Origin of the sequence: Bradyrhizobium sp. Rc3b, from assembly GCF_900114915.1 — a bacterium.
Taxonomy (GTDB): domain Bacteria; phylum Pseudomonadota; class Alphaproteobacteria; order Rhizobiales; family Xanthobacteraceae; genus Bradyrhizobium.
Genome location: NZ_FOUS01000006.1, coordinates 176,175 through 193,873 on the forward strand (window position 1 = coordinate 176,175; position 17,699 = coordinate 193,873).

The 17,699-nt window shown below is 64.2% G+C and carries 17 protein-coding genes; 6 read left to right on the top strand and 11 right to left on the bottom strand.

All coding sequences use genetic code 11. The annotated features are described in order from the left end of the window. Positions 1-210 precede the first annotated feature (210 nt). The 8 genes from BM190_RS15810 to BM190_RS15845 all read right to left on the bottom strand — a co-directional run bounded on the left by BM190_RS15810 (position 211) and on the right by BM190_RS15845 (position 7,768). A complete protein-coding gene (locus BM190_RS15810; protein ID WP_092256333.1) occupies positions 211-1,383 on the bottom strand; it encodes a fumarylacetoacetate hydrolase family protein in 1,173 nt (390 codons plus the stop codon). Between the two features lie 95 nt (positions 1,384-1,478). Further along, on the bottom strand, positions 1,479-2,537 hold the full coding sequence (locus BM190_RS15815) for a YeiH family protein (RefSeq protein WP_092256338.1): 1,059 nt from the start codon (positions 2,535-2,537) through the stop codon (positions 1,479-1,481). 111 nt (positions 2,538-2,648) lie between these two features. Continuing rightward, a complete protein-coding gene (locus BM190_RS15820) occupies positions 2,649-2,867 on the bottom strand; it encodes a hypothetical protein (RefSeq protein ID WP_018315898.1) in 219 nt (72 codons plus the stop codon). A 165-nt stretch (positions 2,868-3,032) separates the two neighbouring features. Further along, on the bottom strand, positions 3,033-3,746 hold the full coding sequence (locus BM190_RS15825) for an ABC transporter ATP-binding protein (protein WP_092256341.1): 714 nt from the start codon (positions 3,744-3,746) through the stop codon (positions 3,033-3,035). Continuing rightward, positions 3,743-4,498, bottom strand: a complete 756-nt coding sequence (locus BM190_RS15830; protein WP_092256344.1) for an ABC transporter ATP-binding protein — start codon at positions 4,496-4,498, stop codon at positions 3,743-3,745. The genes BM190_RS15825 and BM190_RS15830 overlap by 4 nt, the downstream gene beginning before the upstream one ends. Before the next feature lie 2 nt (positions 4,499-4,500). Beyond that, positions 4,501-5,520 carry a branched-chain amino acid ABC transporter permease gene (locus BM190_RS15835; protein ID WP_092256346.1) on the bottom strand — a complete coding sequence of 340 codons (1,020 nt, stop codon included), beginning with the start codon at positions 5,518-5,520 and terminating at the stop codon, positions 4,501-4,503. Continuing rightward, entirely contained in the window at positions 5,517-6,419 is a 903-nt protein-coding gene (locus BM190_RS15840) for a branched-chain amino acid ABC transporter permease (protein ID WP_092256348.1), read from the bottom strand. The genes BM190_RS15835 and BM190_RS15840 overlap by 4 nt, the downstream gene beginning before the upstream one ends. A gap of 89 nt (positions 6,420-6,508) precedes the next feature. Next, positions 6,509-7,768 carry an ABC transporter substrate-binding protein gene (locus BM190_RS15845; RefSeq protein ID WP_092256350.1) on the bottom strand — a complete coding sequence of 420 codons (1,260 nt, stop codon included), beginning with the start codon at positions 7,766-7,768 and terminating at the stop codon, positions 6,509-6,511. Between the two features lie 172 nt (positions 7,769-7,940). Here BM190_RS15845 and BM190_RS15850 point away from each other — a divergent pair, with 172 nt between their 5' ends. The 3 genes from BM190_RS15850 to BM190_RS15860 are packed head-to-tail and all read left to right on the top strand — an operon-like array spanning position 7,941 to position 11,985. Continuing rightward, positions 7,941-9,434, top strand: coding sequence for an AMP-binding protein (locus tag BM190_RS15850; RefSeq protein ID WP_092256889.1), 1,494 nt, complete (start codon positions 7,941-7,943; stop codon positions 9,432-9,434). Next, complete coding sequence (locus tag BM190_RS15855; RefSeq protein ID WP_092256352.1) at positions 9,431-10,078, top strand: TetR/AcrR family transcriptional regulator; 648 nt, start codon at positions 9,431-9,433, stop codon at positions 10,076-10,078. Before BM190_RS15850 ends, BM190_RS15855 begins: the two co-directional genes overlap by 4 nt. Beyond that, a complete protein-coding gene (locus BM190_RS15860) occupies positions 10,075-11,985 on the top strand; it encodes a flavin-containing monooxygenase (RefSeq protein ID WP_092256355.1) in 1,911 nt (636 codons plus the stop codon). Before BM190_RS15855 ends, BM190_RS15860 begins: the two co-directional genes overlap by 4 nt. Before the next feature lie 75 nt (positions 11,986-12,060). Here BM190_RS15860 and ald read toward each other — a convergent pair whose 3' ends face one another. Continuing rightward, positions 12,061-13,176 carry an alanine dehydrogenase gene (gene ald / locus BM190_RS15865; RefSeq protein ID WP_092256358.1) on the bottom strand — a complete coding sequence of 372 codons (1,116 nt, stop codon included), beginning with the start codon at positions 13,174-13,176 and terminating at the stop codon, positions 12,061-12,063. Between the two features lie 145 nt (positions 13,177-13,321). Between ald and BM190_RS15870 the strand changes: the two genes are divergently transcribed. From BM190_RS15870 to BM190_RS15880, 3 genes are all read left to right on the top strand, one after another. Then, a complete protein-coding gene (locus tag BM190_RS15870; RefSeq protein ID WP_026201569.1) occupies positions 13,322-13,801 on the top strand; it encodes an Lrp/AsnC family transcriptional regulator in 480 nt (159 codons plus the stop codon). Positions 13,802-13,881: 80 nt separating this feature from the next. Continuing rightward, a complete protein-coding gene (locus BM190_RS15875) occupies positions 13,882-16,236 on the top strand; it encodes an Orn/Lys/Arg family decarboxylase (protein WP_092256364.1) in 2,355 nt (784 codons plus the stop codon). Between the two features lie 6 nt (positions 16,237-16,242). Continuing rightward, entirely contained in the window at positions 16,243-16,818 is a 576-nt protein-coding gene (locus BM190_RS15880; protein WP_177237100.1) for a GNAT family N-acetyltransferase, read from the top strand. A gap of 3 nt (positions 16,819-16,821) precedes the next feature. Here BM190_RS15880 and BM190_RS15885 read toward each other — a convergent pair whose 3' ends face one another. Next, positions 16,822-17,034, bottom strand: coding sequence for a hypothetical protein (locus BM190_RS15885; protein WP_092256375.1), 213 nt, complete (start codon positions 17,032-17,034; stop codon positions 16,822-16,824). Between the two features lie 121 nt (positions 17,035-17,155). Beyond that, on the bottom strand, positions 17,156-17,605 hold the full coding sequence (locus BM190_RS15890) for a flagellar basal body rod protein FlgC (protein ID WP_092256379.1): 450 nt from the start codon (positions 17,603-17,605) through the stop codon (positions 17,156-17,158). Positions 17,606-17,699: the final 94 nt, after the last annotated feature.

Sequence of the window (17,699 nt, forward strand, 5' to 3'; positions counted from 1 at the left end):
ACACGCCAAGCGCGATTTTGTTCCACCGACGCAACGGGAGGATGAAGGAAGTTTGTGGTTGGGTCCAGCCGCGGACACCGTCATGGCCGGGCTTGTCCCGGCCATCGACGCCTCATCTCGCATGACGAAGAACGTCGATGCCCGGGACAAGCCCGGGCATGACGGCCCCATAGACGTTCGCTTGGGAGGTCAGCTGCGAGACGTGAAGCGCTAAATCAGCTTCCGCTGCGCCAGGTTCTTCATCAGCGCACCGATGCCGAAGGTCCAGGGCTCGCACTCGTCGCTGGTGCGCATGCGGTTGACGAGCTTGCCGAGTTGCGGCGCTGCGATCGTGACGATGTCATCGCGCTTGTGGGTGAACCCCTGCCCCGGCGCATCGCGATCCTTGACCGGCGCGAACATCGTGCCGAGGAACAGCACGAAGCCATCAGGATATTGATGCACCTTGCCGATGGTCTGCTCGACCAGGTCGGTCGGATCACGGCTGATCTTGCTGATCGAGGAATGGCCGTCGAGAACGAAGCCGTCCGCTCCCTTCACGTTCAGGCTGATGTCGAGCTTGCGCGCATCGTCGAGCGTAAAGCTGTCGTCGAACAGGCGCAGCAGCGGTCCGATCGCGCAGGAGGCGTTGTTGTCTTTGGCCTTCGACAGCAGCAGCGCCGAGCGTCCTTCGAAGTCGCGCAGATTCACGTCGTTGCCGAGTGCGCCGCCGACGATCTTGCCGCGGCTCGACACGAACAGCACGAGCTCCGGCTCCGGGTTGTTCCAGGTCGATTTCGGATGCAGGCCGGCATCCATGCCGGTGCCGACCGAGGACATGGTCGGCGCCTTGGTGAAGACTTCGGCATCGGGACCGATGCCAACCTCGAGATATTGGCTCCAGGCGTTCTGATCGATCAGCACCTGCTTCAGATGCATCGCCTGGTCGGAGCCCGGCTTGAGCTTTGACAAATCGTCGCCGATCAGCCGCGTCACTTCCTTGCGGATCGCTTCGGCCGAGGCCGGATTGCCCTTCGCCCGCTCCTCAATCACGCGCTCCAACATCGAGATGGCAAAAGTCACGCCGGCCGCCTTCAGCGTCTGCAGGTCCACGGGCGCAAGCAGCCACGGCTTTTGGCGATCGCGCTGGTCCGGCGCCGTGTTGGCCACGATGGCGTCGAGATCGCCGATGTGCTCGCCCTTGGTCAGGCTCAGCGCCTTGGCTGGGTTGTCCTCTTCGCAGAGCGCGCTGATGGTCGGAAATCTTGCGGTGACGTCGAACACGCCATCGCCACGGACGGCGACCACGGCCGGACCGTTCGCCTGCGGCAGCCAGACGCGGCCGGCGAGTGTGCCGCGTGTTCCGTCCTCGGGGAGAAGGTCTTTCACCGTCAATGTCGTCATGGCCGCGCCCTCACTGTTTCTCGGATCAGCCGCAGCCGATCATATTGGCGAAGAGCAATAAACGTCTGGCGGGGGAAGTCCAGAGAGCGCGCCCCTCACTTGAACCAATGCACCAGTGCGATGCTGATGCCGAGCAGCAGCATCAGCGACAGCGTCACCGCGGCCGTCACCCGCCCGCCGACATTGGCGAGCACGCGCACGTCGACGCCGAGTCCGAGGGCCGCCATCGACACCACAGTGAGAAAACTCGTGACCTTTGTCACCGGCCCAACCACCGTCCCCGGCACGATCTCGAGGGAACGCAAGGTCGCCAGCGCCAGAAAGCCGAGGATGAACCAGGGCACGAGGCGGAAGAAGCCGACGCTGGTCTTCTTGGCATCGCTCTGCCAGCGCGAGGCAACCAGCGACAGGCCGACGACGACCGGCCCGAGCATCAGCACACGCATCAGCTTCACGAGCGTGCCGATCTGCGTTGAGACGAGCCCGGCCGGGACCGTCGCGGCCAGCACCTGCGGCACCGCATAGACCGTGAGGCCGGCGAGGATGCCGTATTGCGTGGCAGACAATTGCAACAGCGGAATCAGCAGCGGCAGGCCGAGCACCATCATCACGCCAAGGATCGCGGTGAAGGAGATCGAGGATGCGATCTCGTCATTGTTGGCGCCGATAATCGGCGCCACGGCGGCGATCGCCGAATTGCCGCAGATCGAGTTGCCGCAGGCGATCAGGATCGACAGCCGCGTCGACAGGCCCAGCATCCGGCTGATGCCAAAGGACACGCAGAGTGCAATCACCACGACGGCTGCGATCGACGCCAGCAGCGCGACGCCGGAAGCCGCGATGGCGGCGAAGCTGATCGAGGCGCCCAGCAGCATGACCGCGACTTCGAGCAGCTGTTTCGCGCTGAAGGCGATGCCGGCCTGCCAGCGCGGCGCGGGTTTCCAGAAGCTGCGCAGGGCCATCCCGAGCAGGATCGCCATCACCAGCGCCTCGACATAGGGATGCTCGAACACCCCGAGCTCAGCCCTTTCGAGCAGGGCCGAGACACCGGCGACGGCGATACAGAGGAGGATGCCCGGAATCAGCGCGAAAATACGGCTCGCGGCGGTGGCCGGCTTGGCATCGACCGGGCTGGATGCTTGATTCTGCGACACAAATCTCTCCCAGGGGAGAAAGATTTATACGCAGCGCCAGCTCAATGGGGAATAAGTTTTCGACATATCAGGGCCAAGGGAAGTTCTGTCCTCAACCCGGAATAAACGGCCTCAGAAGATCAGGCTCTTGGCGAGCGAGGCCACACGGCTGAACCCGTCGTAGACGCCGGGTTCGAAGAACGCTGCACGCGCGAGCACGATTCCAGCCACGAGCGACCAGAACAGGCCAGTGCCGACCCGCAACAGGAGCTTTGACGCGCGCGACTTCGGCTGGGCATCCGTTGCGGACACCAATTGCTCGCCGAAGGGCTCAAATCCAGTGCGTTCCATAGCAGGCCAATCCATCAATTCGTGGCTGAAATGTCGTCTTTTCGACCCCAAACAGCAATGGAAGCGATTGGCTTTTTTGGTCCCCCGCGGGGAAACTCCTTCCGCCGGAATGACCCCGGACAACCGTTTTCTTCTTCGGGCCTATTCGGGCACCGCCCGCCCGGCTCAAAGGGCCAGATAGCGCCGGCGGATCGCCTCATTGGCTTTCAGCTCGTCGATTCCGGCGGCGTAGACGATCTGGCCCTTGTCGATGATCGTGGCGTGGCTCGCGAGCCCCAGGCAGAAATGCATGTTCTGCTCGGCGATCAGCACGGTCGATCCGATGCTTCGAAGCTGCCGCAACAGCTCGCCGATCCGCTGCACGATGATCGGCGCGAGCCCCTCGCTCGGCTCGTCCAGCAGCAACAGCGCCGGATTGCCCATCAGCGTGCGCGCGATGGCCAGCATCTGCTGCTCGCCGCCCGAAAGACGGCCGGCAATGCGATGGCGCAGCGGCTCCAGCAGCGGGAAGACCTCATAGATGCGCTTGATCGGCCATTCGTCCTGGCCCTCCGGCCCCCTCTTCTTTCCGATCACGAGATTGTCCTCGACGGTGTGCTCCGGAAAGATCTGGCGATCCTCCGGCACGAAGCCGAGACCGGCACTCGCGATATGGTGAGGCTTCCAGCCGGAGATCACCGTGCCACGCAGGCTCACCCTGCCGCGCCGCGGCGGCGACAGCCCCATGATCGCTTTCATGGTCGTGGACTTGCCGGCGCCGTTGCGGCCCAGCAGCGCCATGGTCTCGCCCTGCCGCACCGAGAGGCCGACGCCGAACAGGATCTGGCTGGTGCCGTAATAGACGTCGAGATCGGCGACTTCGATGACGGGGGCGCTCATGCGGTCGCTCCCGCATGCTCGGTGCCAAGATAGGCCTCGATCACGGCGCTGTTGTTGCGGATCTCGTCGGGCGTGCCGGTCGCAAGAATGCGGCCATAGCAGAGCACGACGATTTTGGGCGCGATCTTGAACACGATGTCCATGTCGTGCTCGATGAAGACGACGGTGATCTTCTGGGTCTCCCAGAGCTCGCGCACCTTGTCGATCATGCGCCAGCGCTCTTCCGGCCCCATCCCGGCGGTGGGCTCGTCCAACAGCAGCACTTTTGGTTCGAGCACCAGCGCAAGGGCAATATCGAGCAGCTTCTGATCGCCGTGCGACAGTGTCGCGGCCGTGCGATGGCGTTTGCCCGCAAGGCCGAGCAGCTCCATCACGTGCCCGGCGCGGTCGCGTGTCTCCGGCAACGGAAAGCGCTTGTGCAGCACCGCGGACGAACGCTGGTCGGCGCTGACCGCAGCCAGCATGGTCTCCTGCACCGTCAGCGATTTGAAGATGCTCGCAACCTGGAATGCGCGGCCGATGCCGTGCCGGACGATCTCCGGCGGCGAGCAGCCGGCGAGATCGACGCCGTCGAGCAGCACCTGGCCGGTGTCAGGCTTCAACGCGCCGGTGATCAAATTGAAGAACGTGCTCTTGCCGGCGCCGTTCGGACCGATCACCGCGGTAAGCGAACCGTCGGGGAAATCGAGCGAGACGTCGTTGGTTGCCTTCACGCCGCCAAAGGACTTTGCGAGGTTGCGGATCTCCAGCATCGTTAGCGGCCCTCGCCTGCGTCGCGCCGCTGCGAAAACCATTCCGCGACGAAATCCAGCAAGCCTTTGCGCAGGCCCAGCGCGAAGAACAGGATGACAACGCCGAGCACGATGCCATGATACTCGGTGAACCGCGTCACGGTGTCGTTGAGCAGCAGCAAGAGCACGGTGCCGACCATCGGCCCGAGGAAGGTTGAGACACCGCCGAGCATGTTGATGAAGATGCCTTCACCCGAGATGGTCCAATAGGCGAATTCCGGATAGGCGCCGGAAACGAACAGCGCCATCACCATGCCGCCCATTGCCGCGAACAGCGCTGCCAGCACGAACACGGTGAGCTTGGCGCGCCAGACGTCGATACCGAGAAAGCTCGCGCGCGCGGCATTGTCGCGGATCATCCGCAACGTGTAGCCGAACGGCGATTGCGCGATCTGGCGCATCCCGAGCAGTCCGAGGATCAACAGCGCGCAACTGGCGATGTAGAGATGGACGTGGTTGGCGAGATCAATGCCGAGAAAGACCGGTCGCGGAATGCCGCCGCGCAGGCCTTGGTCGCCGCCGGTGAAGGAAGCCCAGGACAGGATGGTCGAGTGGATCAGCATCTGGAAGGCGAGCGTGACGAAGGCGAAATAGATCTCCTTCAGCCGCACGCAGATCGCGCCGATAGCGGCCGCGACGAGCGCCGTGATCGCCAGCGTCGCCACGAAGGCGACCGGAATGGGCACGCCGAGCTTCTGCATGATCAGGCCGAAACTGTAGGCGCCAAGGCCGAAGAACATGCCATGGCCGAATGAGGTCAGGCCGGTGTAGCCGACCAGGAGGTTGAGCGAGGTCGCGAATAGGCCGTAAGCCGAGCAGCGGATGACGAAATCAAGCAGCGCCTTGCTGCCCGTCAACAGCGGCACGCTCGCCAGCACGGCAAAGGCGACCAGCGCGATCAGGACGTCGCGATAACGTTGCAGCACCGAGCCACCGCGCACGGGTGCCAGCCCTTGCGCACGTCCGGCCTCCAGCTCGGTCATGCCGCCTCCTTGCCGAACAGGCCGGTGGGTTTCGAGACCAGCACGATCACCATGAACAGATACATCAGGCCTTCGGTGAACAGGGGAAAGCCGAGCGAGCCGAACGAGCGGATCAGGCCGAGCAGCAGCGCGCCGATCAGGGCGCCCAGGATCGAGCCCATGCCGCCGATCACGGTGACGATGAAGGATTCGATCAGCACCGAAAATCCCATGCCGGGCGTCAGCGAGCGCACCGGTGCGGCGAGCGCACCCGCGAGCCCCGCCAGCATGCCGCCGAGCGCGAACACGCCGCCATAGATCAGGCCGGTGTTGATGCCGAGCGCGGACACCATGCCGGGATTCTGCGCGGCGGCGCGGATCACCTTGCCGATCCGGCTGCGCGACAGCCCGATGCCCAGCACAATGGCCGCGACCAGCGCGACGCCGATCAGCAGCAGATAATAAGGCGGCACCACGCCCCCGGCGATGAACAGCGGCATCACCTGGAAGGCGGAGGGCATGCCCATCGCCTTGAATTCGGGCCCCCAGATCAGGCGCACGACATCGTCGAAAATCAGCACGAAGGCGTAGCAGACGAGGAGCTGCATCAAGACGTCCGCGCCATAGACGCGGCTCATGAAGACCCGCTCGAAGATCAGGCCGAGAATGGCCGTGCCGGCCGCGCCCGCCAGCATCGCCAGCGCGAAGCTCCCCGTGAGCTGATAGGCGGTCATCGCGAAATAGGCGCCAAACATGTAGAAGGCGCCGTGGCTGAAATTGACCACCTTGAGCACGCCGAAGATCAGCGTCAGCCCAACCGCGACCAGGAACAGCAGCATGCCGATGATGAGGCCGCTGGTGGTTTGCGTCACCAGGCAGGCGGAACTGGAGAGGCAGCCGGCAAGCGCGTCGAGATCCACGAGAGCACTTTCATTATCGGGCGCCTGACACGGCGCGAAAAATCAAACGAAACGGCGAAGACGGTCGCCCGCCTCCGCCGCGCATCAGATCAGGTGTAGCCCTTGCTCTTCTTCCACTCGGCCTCCAGCTCGAAGATCGTCTTCCAGTCGCCGGCCTTGACCTCCGGCACATACGGCTCCTGCGGGATCGTGGTGCCCCAGCCGATGGCGTAGCCGACCAGCGTGTGATCGTCGCCGCGCATCGTCACGGTGCCGTCGGCGCCGAACGGGCACTTGATGGTGAGGCCCTTCAGCGCCTCCGCGATCTTCTTGCCGTCGGCCGAGTTCGCCTTCTTCGAAGCTTCGGCCATCAACATGATGGCGGTGGCGTTCTCCCACGACCAGTTGGTCGGATATTCATTGTACTTCGCCTTGTAGGCGTCGCCCCAGGCGGCGTTTTCCGGCGTGGTCGGGAACGTCTTGATGTAACGGTTGCCGGAGTGGATGCCCTTGGGCAGGTTCTTCACGACAGTGAGCGCGGTGTAGTCGGCCATGTTGACCGCGAACACCTCCATCTGGCCGAACATCGCGTAGATGTTGGCCTGATCGATATAGGAGGTGAGATCGCCGCCCCACAGGCAGGAATAAAGCGCCTGGGGTTTGGCCTGAAGGATCTTCGTCACCACCTCGGTGTAGTCGGGCTGGAACAGCTTGGGCCAGGACTCGCTGATGATCTCGACCTCGGGCGCGAAGCGCTTCAGGTACAGCGTGAACTCCGCCGTTGTGTCGCGGCCATAGGCATAATCGGGCGAGCAGGTCGCCCATTTCTTCAGACCCTTGGTCTTGGCGATCGCCGCGGCATAGCTGCCGCCGATGATGGAATCGTGCACGCCCTGTCGCGCAGTGCGGAAGGCATTGGGAATGTGCTGCTTCGGGTCCGCAGTCAGCGACGAAGTTTCCGAATTGGTGTGGATGCAGAACACGCCGAGATCGCGTGCAACCTCATGCACCGCGAAGGCGCCAGACGAGGCTTCGGCGTCGATCAGCAGTTCACAGCCATCGGTATTCACGAGCTCGCGCGCGACGCGGGCGGCTTCCTGCGGCTGGCCCTTGGAATCGCGGATCACCATCTCGATCTGCCGGCCGGCCAGGCCGCCGGCGACGTTGACCTTCTCGACCTCGAGCATCACCGCATTGCGCGAGGACGTGCCGAGTTGCGCGACGCGTCCCGACAAAATCGTCGGCATCCCGATCTTGATAGTCTTGGCCTGAGCGCGCGCCACCCAGGGCGCGGCAAATGTCATCGCACCGGCGCCCATCAGCGCCAGTGTTGAACGGCGGCTGATGCCCGGTGTGCGGGTCCTCGTCATTTTTCCCTCCCTCTGTCGGGTCGGCGTGTCCTGATCCCTGTCGGAGATCGTCTCGTCTCCGTATTCCGGAGGATTTCAGAGGGCGGGGGGTGACGTCAAGCCAAAGATGAATTACGAGTCAGAATTCATCCAGGGAGGAAGCGAGGCCGGTAACAGGCCCAAGATCCGCAAAATGATCAATCTTTCGAGCTTCATCGCCTTTCATGCCCGGCGCACGCCGGACCGGCCCGCGCTGAAATATCGCGGCGAGGAGATTTCCTACGCGGCGTTCGACGCGCGTGTCCGGACGGTGGCAGGCTGGCTCGCTGCGCGGGGCATCGGCGCCGGCGATGTCGTGGCCGTGCTGATGAAGAACAGTGCGGCTTTCCTGGAGCTCGTCTTCGCCGCCAGCCATCTCGGCGCGGTGTTCGTGCCGATCAACTTCCGCCTCTCCCGCGACGAGGTCGGCTACATCACCGGCAATGCCGGCGCGCGGCTTCTGATCGTCGACGAGGAATTGGCTGCGAATGCCGCGGGCACAGAGGTTGTCGTGCTCGACGAGGCCGCGCAGCAGAGCCTTACGCGTCTTGCTGGCGATGCGCCGCCCGCGCCCATGCATGTCCGCGCACCATCGGACCTGATGCGGCTGATGTATACCTCGGGCACGACCGACCGCCCCAAGGGCGTGATGCTGTCTTACGATAATTTCTACTGGAAGTCGGCCGACCAGACGATCGCGCTCGGGCTCAGCGCCGAGACGCGGCTGCTCGTCGTCGGCCCGCTCTATCACGTCGGCGCGCTCGACCTGCCCGGCCTCGCCGTGCTCTGGCATGGCGGTTTCATTCGCATCGAACGCAATTTCGAGCCGGAGACCGCGCTTGCAGCGATCGCCGAGGACAAGCTCAACGCCGCCTGGTTCGCACCTGTGATGACCAGCGCGATGCTCACCTGCCCGACGCGCGAGCGCTACGACGTCTCCAGCCTGCAATGGGCCATCGGCGGCGGCGAGAAAACGCCGGAGCTGCGCATCCGCGCCTTCGCCGAATATTTCCGCAACGCACGCTACATCGATGCCTATGGCCTCACCGAGACCGTCGGCGGCGACACCTTCATGGAAGCGGGCCGCGAGATCGAGAAGATCGGCTCGACCGGGCGTGCGATTGCCCATGTCGAGATCGAGATCCGCGACGAGGACGGCAAGGCCGTGCCGGCGAACGTTAACGGCGAGATCTGCCTGCGCGGACCGAAGATCACGCGCGGCTACTGGAAGGATCCGGACAAGACGGCGTCCGCCTTCTTCGGCGACTGGTTCCGCAGCGGCGACGTCGGTTATCTCGATGAGGATGGCTTCCTGTATCTGACCGACCGCAAGAAGGACATGATCATCTCCGGCGGCGAGAACATCGCCTCCTCCGAGGTCGAGCGCGTCATCTATGAATTGCCTGGGGTGCGCGAGGTCGCGGTGATCGGCCTGCGTGACGCACGCTGGGGTGAACGGCCGGTCGCGATCGTCGTGCTGACCGAGGGCGCCAGGCTCGAGCTCCCTGCTCTCACCGAGCACTGCCGCGCGCGGCTCGCGAGCTTCAAGGTGCCGAAACAGCTGATCATCCGCGACAGCCTCCCGCGCAATCCATCTGGAAAAATTCTCAAGCGCGTGCTGCGCGCCGAACTGGAGACCGTGGCATGACGCAAGGCCCCGCCACCGCAAAGATCACAAAGCTCAACCGCGTCGAGCGCAACGCCTGGACCAAGCAGAAGATCTTCGAGGCCGCCACCAAGGTCGTCGGCAAGCATGGCTATGCCGAAGCCTCCGTCGCCCGCATCACCGAACAGGCCGGCGTCGCGCAGGGCACCTTCTACAATCATTTCGAGAACCGCCAGGAGCTGCTCGACCAGCTGCTGCCCAAGATCGGCCTCGACATGGTCGAGTTCATCCGCGTACGCACCGGCACGGCGGATGCGGCGCGGCAGGAGATCGAGCGCTTCGCCGCCTTCTTCGACTTCATCCGCGAGGTGCCGGAATTTTTGCGCATCCTCAACGAGGCCGAATTCTTCGCACCCATCGGTTACCAGAAACATCTCGACAACATCTCGGTCGCCTATGTCCGCATCCTCCGCCGTGCGCGCCTTGCCGGCGCCATCGCGGATTTCAGCGACGAGGAGTTCGAGGCGATCGTCCACATGCTGATGGGTGCGCGCGGCTATCTCAGCCGCCGCTACTCCTACTCGGCCGGCGGCGTTACCGCCGTGCCTGAGCACGTCATCTCCGCCTATCGCAAACTGATGACGCGCGGCCTCTTCACCGGCTCCGAAGACCAGGACACGCCATGAACATCGAATCTCCGCACAGGCCGCTCGACCTTGCCTCGACCATCGCAGAAGGCGACATCCGCTGCCTCCTGATGGTGCTGGTGCATATGACCGGCGACGAGAAATGGCTCGCGGCGCCGTACTTGCCCAAGCGCGACATCCGCCTCATTCCCGATCCCGAGGCCGGCGTGCCCAAGGAAATCCAGGACGAGATCCGCGCCGCGGTGGTGAAGCTCTTCGCCAACGGCACGCCGAAGCCCGTCATCACCGACCCCGGCGACGAGCTGCTGCTGAAGATGATGCGCGGCTGCCTCGGCGAGAATGTCGCGCCGGAATACGCCCCGCTGATGCGCGAGGAGATGGGGTTTGTTGCGCGCGAGGCGCGTTGGACCAAGCAGCCATCGAGCGACAAGCTCGCGGAGCAGCACGTGCTGATCGTCGGTGCCGGCGTCTGCGCCATTGCGCTCGGCGTGGCGCTCGGTCATCTCGGCATTCCCTACACTATCGTCGAGAAGAACGCCGAGCTTGGCGGCACCTGGTGGATCAACCGCTATCCCGGCTGCGGCGTCGATACGCCGAACCATTCCTATTCTTATTCCTTCGGCTCCGGGAATGCATGGACCCGCTACTTCTGCCAGCGCGAGGAACTGCTCGGCTATCTTCAGAAGGTCGCCGAAGAATACGGCATCCGCGAGCACCTGCGCATCAAAACCGAGCTGACCTCGTCGCGCTGGGACGAAGGCAAAAGGCGCTGGATCTCGACGCTCAAGACCGAGAGCGGCGAAGAGACCTTCGAATCCACCGCGATGGTCTCGGCCATCGGCCAGCTCAACGATCCCTCCCGCGCACACTTCGAGGGCGAGGACAAGTTCACGGGAACGATCCTGCATTCGGCGCTGTGGTCCGATGACATCAACATCGACGGCAAGCATGTCGCCGTGATCGGCACCGGCGCGACGTCGATGCAGCTGGTGCCGTCGATCGCCGGCCGCGTCGCCTCGGTCACCGTCTATCAGCGCAGCGCGCAATGGGCGCGGCCGGTGAAGGGCTATGCCGATCCGATCAGCGAGGGTGCGCGCTGGCTGTTGGCGCATCTGCCTTTCTACGTGCAATGGTACCGCTTCAACATGTTCTGGCGCTATGGCGACGGCCTCTTGCCTTTCCTGCGCAAGGACCCGGCCTGGCCGCATCCCGAGCGTGCCGTCAACAAGGGCAACGACCGGCACCGCCAGGAGCTGACCGACTTCATCCTGTCGGAATTACAGGGCCGGCCGGACCTGATCGAGAAATGCGTGCCGACCTATCCGCCCTATGGCAAGCGCATCCTGCTCGACAACAACTGGTTCAAGACGTTGACGCGGCCGAACGTGGAGCTCGTCACCGACGCAATCGACCATTTCGACCAGCGCGGCATCGTAACCGCCGATGGCAATCACCGCCCTGCCGACGTCATCGTGGTCGCAACCGGCTTCAAGGTGACGGAAATGGCGGCGCGCCTCAACATCAGCGGCCGCAAAGGCAAGGATTTGCGCGAGGCCTGGAGCAACGACAATCCGACCGCGTTCCTCGGCCTCACCGTGCCCGATTTCCCCAACTTCTTCTGCATGCTCGGCCCCAACTCCGGCCCGGCGCATGGCGGCAGCGTCATCTTCCAGTCGGAATGCCAGAGCCGCTACATCGCCGCCTGCCTCGCCGAAATGATCGAGCACGACGTCGCTGCCATCGACGTCCGCCAGGACGTGCTCGACGACTACGTCCGTAAGGTCGATGTCGAGCACGAAGCGATGATCTGGACGCACCCGGGCATGAGCACCTACTATCGCAATTCGAGTGGTCGGGTGTTTTCGGCGATGCCGTGGCGGTTCGTGGACTATTGGCGCATGACCCATGATCCCGATCTGCGGCAGTACAGGCTGACGAAGGCGTGAACGTTGACCGCTCGGCAGAACCGGTGCACCCTCTCCCTTGTGGGAAAGGGTGAGACATCCGCGTACGCCGCGCCGCTAAGCCGCCAGCCCACTCTCCACCGGAGCAAACTCCAGCCCGAGGCTCTCCGCCACCGCCCTGTTGGTGATGCGCCCGCGATGGACGTTCAGCCCATTTCGCAAATGCGGGTTTTCCAGCACCGCGGCAAAGCCCTTGTTCGCGAGCATCAGGCCGAACGGCAGTGTCGCATTGTTCAGCGCCTGGCTCGACGTCACCGGCACCGCGCCCGGCATATTGGCAACGCAATAGTGCACGACGCCGTCCACCTCATAGGTCGGGTCGGTATGCGTGGTCGCGTGCGAAGTCTCGAAGCAGCCGCCCTGGTCGATCGCAACATCGACCAGCACGGCGCCCGGCCGCATCGACTTCAGCATCGCGCGCGTGACCAGCTTGGGGGCGCTGGCGCCCGGCACCAGCACCGCACCGATCACGACATCGGCGGTGAAGACCTCGTCCTCGACCGATTCGATGGTCGAGAAGCGGGTACGCACGCGTCCGGCAAAAAGATCGTCCAGTTGGCGCAAGCGCGGGATCGAGCGGTCGATCACGGTGACTTCGGCACCGAGGCCTGCGGCCATGCGCGCCGCCTGCGTTCCGACCACGCCGCCGCCGAGCACGACGACACGCGCCGGCTGCACGCCGGGCACGCCGCCCAGCAACAGGCCGCGGCCGCCGGCCGAGCGCTTGAGCGCGGCGCCGGCGGCCTCGATGGCGAGTCGGCCGGCGACTTCGCTCATCGGGGCGAGCAGCGGGAGGTGACCGTTCGCGTCCGTGACGGTTTCATAGGCGATCGCGGTGCAGCCGGAGGCAAGCAGGCCCTTGGCCTGCTCCGGATCCGGCGCAAGATGAAGATAAGTGAACAGGATCTGGCCGTCCCGGAGCTGGGCCCATTCGCTCTTCTGCGGCTCCTTTACCTTCACGATCATGTCGGACTTGGCAAAGATGTCGCGGGCGCTCTCGGCAATGGTGGCCCCTGCCCGCCGATACACCTCGTCGGATGCGCCGATGCCGCCGCCGGCGCCGGTCTCGACCGTGACCTGGTGCCCGGCCGCGACATATTCACGGACCGCGCCCGGGGTGAGCCCGACGCGATATTCCTGCACCTTGATCTCCTTGGGCACACCGACGCGCATCTTCCGGGCTCCTTTGCCGACGCCTTGATTCTGTTCCTCATCGTAGCGACGGGGCCGGTTTGGTTTCGTGCAAATATCCGCTAGTTTCGGCAGGCCCGCGCCGGTTTCCGGCGCCAAGCTGCCCTTTCACGCTGGAAACGAAACATTGGCCCTCGACCGGAAAGACCTCGCGATCCTCGCGGAACTCACGACCAATGCGCGTGCCAGCCACACCGAGCTTGCCAACAAGGTCGGGCTCTCCAGCACGGCGCTGGCCCGGCGGCAGAAGGCTCTGGAGGACGAGGGCTACATCCAGGCCTACCAGGCCGCACTCGATCTCGCCCAGTTCGGCCTCACCATCACCGTGTTGGTCCGCATCGCGCTGGAAAGCCAGAGCGACGACGCGTTGAAGGCGTTCGAGGCGGAGGTGGTGAAATGCCCTTCCGTCGTGCGCTGCTTCCTGATGTCGGGAACCGACGACTACATCCTGATCGTGCTTGCCCGCGACATCCAGGATTTCGAGCGCATCCACCGCACCGAGCTGTCCCGCCTGCCGCGCGTCGCGCGCGTGCAATCGAGCTTTGCCCTGCGCGAAATCGTCAACCGCGCGGTGCCGACGGTGGTATTCGGCGAAGTGAAGCGCTAGCCGGGGCCATCCCGCCTCTTGTCATCCAACTGTCATCGAATGTGCAGAGAGCTGTATCTCCTGCACATTCGGGACAGACCATGGATTATTTCAAGCGCTTCAACTTCCTGTTCGCCGCACCAATGTTCGACGCCGACGATCTCGAAGGCGTCCGCTTCAACCAGATCATCGAGGAGATCCAGCGCTCCGGCTTCGAGGTGGTCCGGGCGCGCAAGCTCGAGGATGCCGAGATGGCGGTGCAGACCGACGCCGCGATCGGCTGCATGGTGGTGGACTGGGGCAAGAAGGGCCTGGAGGGCAAGACCTCGGCGCTGATCAATTTGATGCGCCGCCGCGGCCTCGATTTCCCGATCATCCTCCTGATCCGGCGCAAGCGCTTCGAGGACCTGCCGGTCGAGGTGCTCGATTTCATCGACGGCTATGTCTTCCTGTCCGAGGAGACGCCGACCTTCATCGCCAAGAATCTGATCAGCCGGCTCAAGCAATATGCCGAGACCCTGAAGACGCCGTTCTTTGGCGCCCTGGTCGACTATGCCGAGGAAGGCAACCAGCTCTGGACCTGCCCGGGGCACAATGGCGGCGTGTTCTACAACCGCAGCCCGATCGGCCGGGTCTTCGTCGAGCATCTCGGCGAATCCGTGTTCCGCGACGACCTCGACAATTCCGTGCTCGATCTCGGCGACCTCCTCACCCATGAGGGGCCGGCGCTGAAGGCGCAAAAGGAAGCCGCCCAGATTTTTGGCGCGGAGAAGACCTATTTCGTGCTCAACGGCACCTCGACCTCGAACAAAGTCGCGCTCGGCGCCCTCGTCACCGACGGCGACCTCGTGCTGTTCGACCGCAACAACCACAAGGCCGCCCATCACGGCGCCCTGATGATCAACGGCGGCGTCCCGGTTTACGTGCCGACCATCCGCAACGCCTGGGGCCTGATCGGCCCAATGCGCTGGGACGTGCTGGACGAGAAGACCTTGCGCGAGGCGATCCGCAATCACCCGCTGGTCACGGACAAGGAGGCCTGGCGCAAGGAGCGGCCGTTCCGCGTCGCCGTCGTCGAACAGTGCACCTATGATGGGACGATCCACAGCGCCGAGATGATCCTGAAGCGCATCGGCCATCTGTGCGAGTACATCCTGTTCGACGAAGCCTGGGCCGGCTTCATGAAATTCCACCCGCTCTATGCCGGCCGTTTCGCCATGGGGCTGGCGAACCTTCCGCCGGAAGCACCGGGCATCATCGCGACGCAATCGACCCACAAGCAGCTGGCCAGCTTCTCGCAGGCCTCCCAGATCCACATCAAGGACCGCCACATCCGCGGCCAGAAGCGCCGCGTCGAGCATCGCCGCTTCAACGAAAGCTTCATGCAGCACGCCTCGACCTCGCCGTTCTACCCGCTGTTCGCCTCGCTCGACGTCGGTGCGCAGATGATGAAGGGCCGCTCGGGCGAAGTGCTGTGGGACGACACGATTCGCCTCGGCATCGAGCTGCGCAAGAAGATCCGCGCGATGCGCAGGGAGTTCGAAGAGAAGGAGCAGAACGCCGATCGGCGCTGGTTCTTCGAGCCCTTCGTTCCCGACCGCGTCGCGATTCCCGATGTCGGCCGCCCGGGCGCCGTCCACAACGTCGCCTGGGAAACCCTCTCCACCGATGAGCTCGCCACCAACGCCGCGCTGTGGCAGCTCTCGCCCGATACCAACTGGCACGGCTTCCCCGGCATGGCCGAGGGGTTTGCCATGACAGATCCGAACAAGCTGACGCTGCTCACCCCCGGCTTCGACCGCTCAGGCGCCTATGCCGAGCACGGCATCCCCGCCCCCGTCGTGGCGCAATATTTGCGCGAGAACCGCATCGTCCCCGAGAAGAACGACCTCAACTCCCTGCTCTTCCTGCTGACCCCAGGCGTCGAGGCGAGCAAGGCCGGCACGCTGATCTCCGGCCTTGTCGCCTTCAAGAAGCTCCACGATGACAATGCACTGCTGGCCGACGTCATTCCGGAGTTCTATCAGCGTCGGCAGGCGCGCTATGCCGGCGTGCGCTTACGCGATCTCTGCGGCGAGATGCACCGTTTCTTCCGCGCCGCCGACGTCAGCGCGCTTCAGGCCCGGCAGTTCATGCCCGAGCACATGCCTGAGATCGCGATGTCGCCCCGCGATGCCGCGCGCTATCTGTTCAAGAACGATGTCGACTATTTGCCGATCGAGGCCATCGCGGGCCGCATCGCGACCACGCCCTTCGTGGTCTATCCGCCGGGCATCGCCACCATCGTGCCCGGCGAGCGGCTGACGGAACGGGCCAAGCCCATGGTCGATTATCTCAAGATGTTCGAAACCTGTTTCAACACGTTTCCGGGCTTCGACGTCGAGATCCAGGGCGTCTACAAGGAGATCGATGCCCAGGGGCGCATCGGGCTCTATACTTACGTCGTTGCCGAGTAGGTGCGAATGAACGAAACAGCTGCGCGCGCGAGTGACGAACCCGTCCTGGTCAGACCGTCACGCGACAGCGATGTCGAGGCGATGCTGGCGATCTACCGCCATCACGTCCGCAACGGCGTGGCGCGCGACATCGAAGGAACCGGTGCGCCCGAGCCGGATGATCTGCGCGACCGGCGCAAGAACCTCAAGCAGACCCGCCTGCCGCATCTGGTCGCGACGTTTCGCGGCGAGGTGGTCGGCTATGCCTACGCAGTGTTGTTCCGCAAGCGCCCGGCCTATCGCTACACGGCCAAGCATTCGATCTACGTCCACCACGAGCAGCTCGGCCGCGGGGTCGGACGGCTGCTGCTGCACGAGTTGATCGATGCTTGTGCGGCGGCCGGCTTCCGCCAGATGATCGGCTATATCGACGCCGACAACGCGCCCTCGCTGGCGCTGCACGAGAAGTTCGGCTTCGCGCGCGCCGGCCTGCTTTGCGGTGTGGCCTATCGCCACGGCCGCTGGTCCGACACCGTCATGGTGCAGCGATCGCTCGGCGCGGGGACCACGGCGCCCCCACCCCTCGTGGCGCCGGGCCGGTAGACCTCAGGACGGAAAGTCGGCCGCTCTCACATGGATGCGGTCGGCATGCAGCGACCAGTGATGCAGGGCCTGGTCCTTGCAGAACCTGGCCTTCGCCCGCTCCCTGGCCTCGTTCTCGTCGGAGGCGTCGATTTCCAGCGTACCCTGGCAAATCTCGCTCTGCCGGCCGTACTCGCCGAGCACATCTTTCATGAACTTGACGACATAGGTTGACATGGGACCTCCCTGCTGCCCCGGCCGCACTCTAATCCCATTTAAGCCGGACCGGGGAAGGAGATTTTGACGCGGATCAAGGACCGGCAAGGTTCCCGCCGCCCATCCGGGCGGCAGTCCGCCCTCATGTGGTGATGTCGAGAAGCGACTCTGTCGTTTCCGCGTAAGCCTGAATGACTTTCGCATTGGCAATGAAGCTGTACTTGGCGGCCGCCAGTTGAACGAATTCGCTGGCGATATCGACATTCGGCGCTGCGACCAGCCCATCCTGGTTTGCGAAGGGAGCGCTTGGGTCGGATTGCGCGGTATAGCTCGGCGATACCGTCGACACCTTCGCGATCGTGCCGCCCGGCGTCGAGCGGCTCGATTGGTCGACCTGATCGACGCGCAATGGCACGTAAGCCGCAGGAAACGTCGGAGCAATGCCCGGACTGCCTGTAACGGCCGACGGGCTCGACCCGCCCGACCCCGGCAGCGGGCCGGTCGTTTGAACATTCGCGATGTTGCTCGCGGCCACGTTCACGCGCAAACTCGCCGCCGAAAGTCCGGATGTCGCAATCGAAAATATGCTCATGGACTTTCAACTACAGGACAAGTGATACGCGTTCACTTACCCGCTCGATAAGATGCGGCGCTTTGCCTTTCCGTCGTGGTAACCAATGATCGGA

Excerpts from the sequence above, each read along its gene's own strand:
- BM190_RS15810 (WP_092256333.1), bottom strand. The coding sequence starts at position 1,383 with ATGACGACATTGACGGTGAAAGACCTTCTCCCCGAGGACGGAACACGC.
- BM190_RS15820 (WP_018315898.1), bottom strand. The coding sequence starts at position 2,867 with ATGGAACGCACTGGATTTGAGCCCTTCGGCGAGCAATTGGTGTCCGCA.
- BM190_RS15825 (WP_092256341.1), bottom strand. The coding sequence starts at position 3,746 with ATGAGCGCCCCCGTCATCGAAGTCGCCGATCTCGACGTCTATTACGGC.
- BM190_RS15830 (WP_092256344.1), bottom strand. The coding sequence starts at position 4,498 with ATGCTGGAGATCCGCAACCTCGCAAAGTCCTTTGGCGGCGTGAAGGCA.
- BM190_RS15835 (WP_092256346.1), bottom strand. The coding sequence starts at position 5,520 with ATGACCGAGCTGGAGGCCGGACGTGCGCAAGGGCTGGCACCCGTGCGC.
- BM190_RS15845 (WP_092256350.1), bottom strand. The coding sequence starts at position 7,768 with ATGACGAGGACCCGCACACCGGGCATCAGCCGCCGTTCAACACTGGCG.
- BM190_RS15850 (WP_092256889.1), top strand. The coding sequence starts at position 7,941 with ATGATCAATCTTTCGAGCTTCATCGCCTTTCATGCCCGGCGCACGCCG.
- BM190_RS15855 (WP_092256352.1), top strand. The coding sequence starts at position 9,431 with ATGACGCAAGGCCCCGCCACCGCAAAGATCACAAAGCTCAACCGCGTC.
- BM190_RS15860 (WP_092256355.1), top strand. The coding sequence starts at position 10,075 with ATGAACATCGAATCTCCGCACAGGCCGCTCGACCTTGCCTCGACCATC.
- ald (WP_092256358.1), bottom strand. The coding sequence starts at position 13,176 with ATGCGCGTCGGTGTGCCCAAGGAGATCAAGGTGCAGGAATATCGCGTC.
- BM190_RS15875 (WP_092256364.1), top strand. The coding sequence starts at position 13,882 with ATGGATTATTTCAAGCGCTTCAACTTCCTGTTCGCCGCACCAATGTTC.
- BM190_RS15880 (WP_177237100.1), top strand. The coding sequence starts at position 16,243 with ATGAACGAAACAGCTGCGCGCGCGAGTGACGAACCCGTCCTGGTCAGA.
- BM190_RS15885 (WP_092256375.1), bottom strand. The coding sequence starts at position 17,034 with ATGTCAACCTATGTCGTCAAGTTCATGAAAGATGTGCTCGGCGAGTAC.
- BM190_RS15890 (WP_092256379.1), bottom strand. The coding sequence starts at position 17,605 with ATGAGCATATTTTCGATTGCGACATCCGGACTTTCGGCGGCGAGTTTG.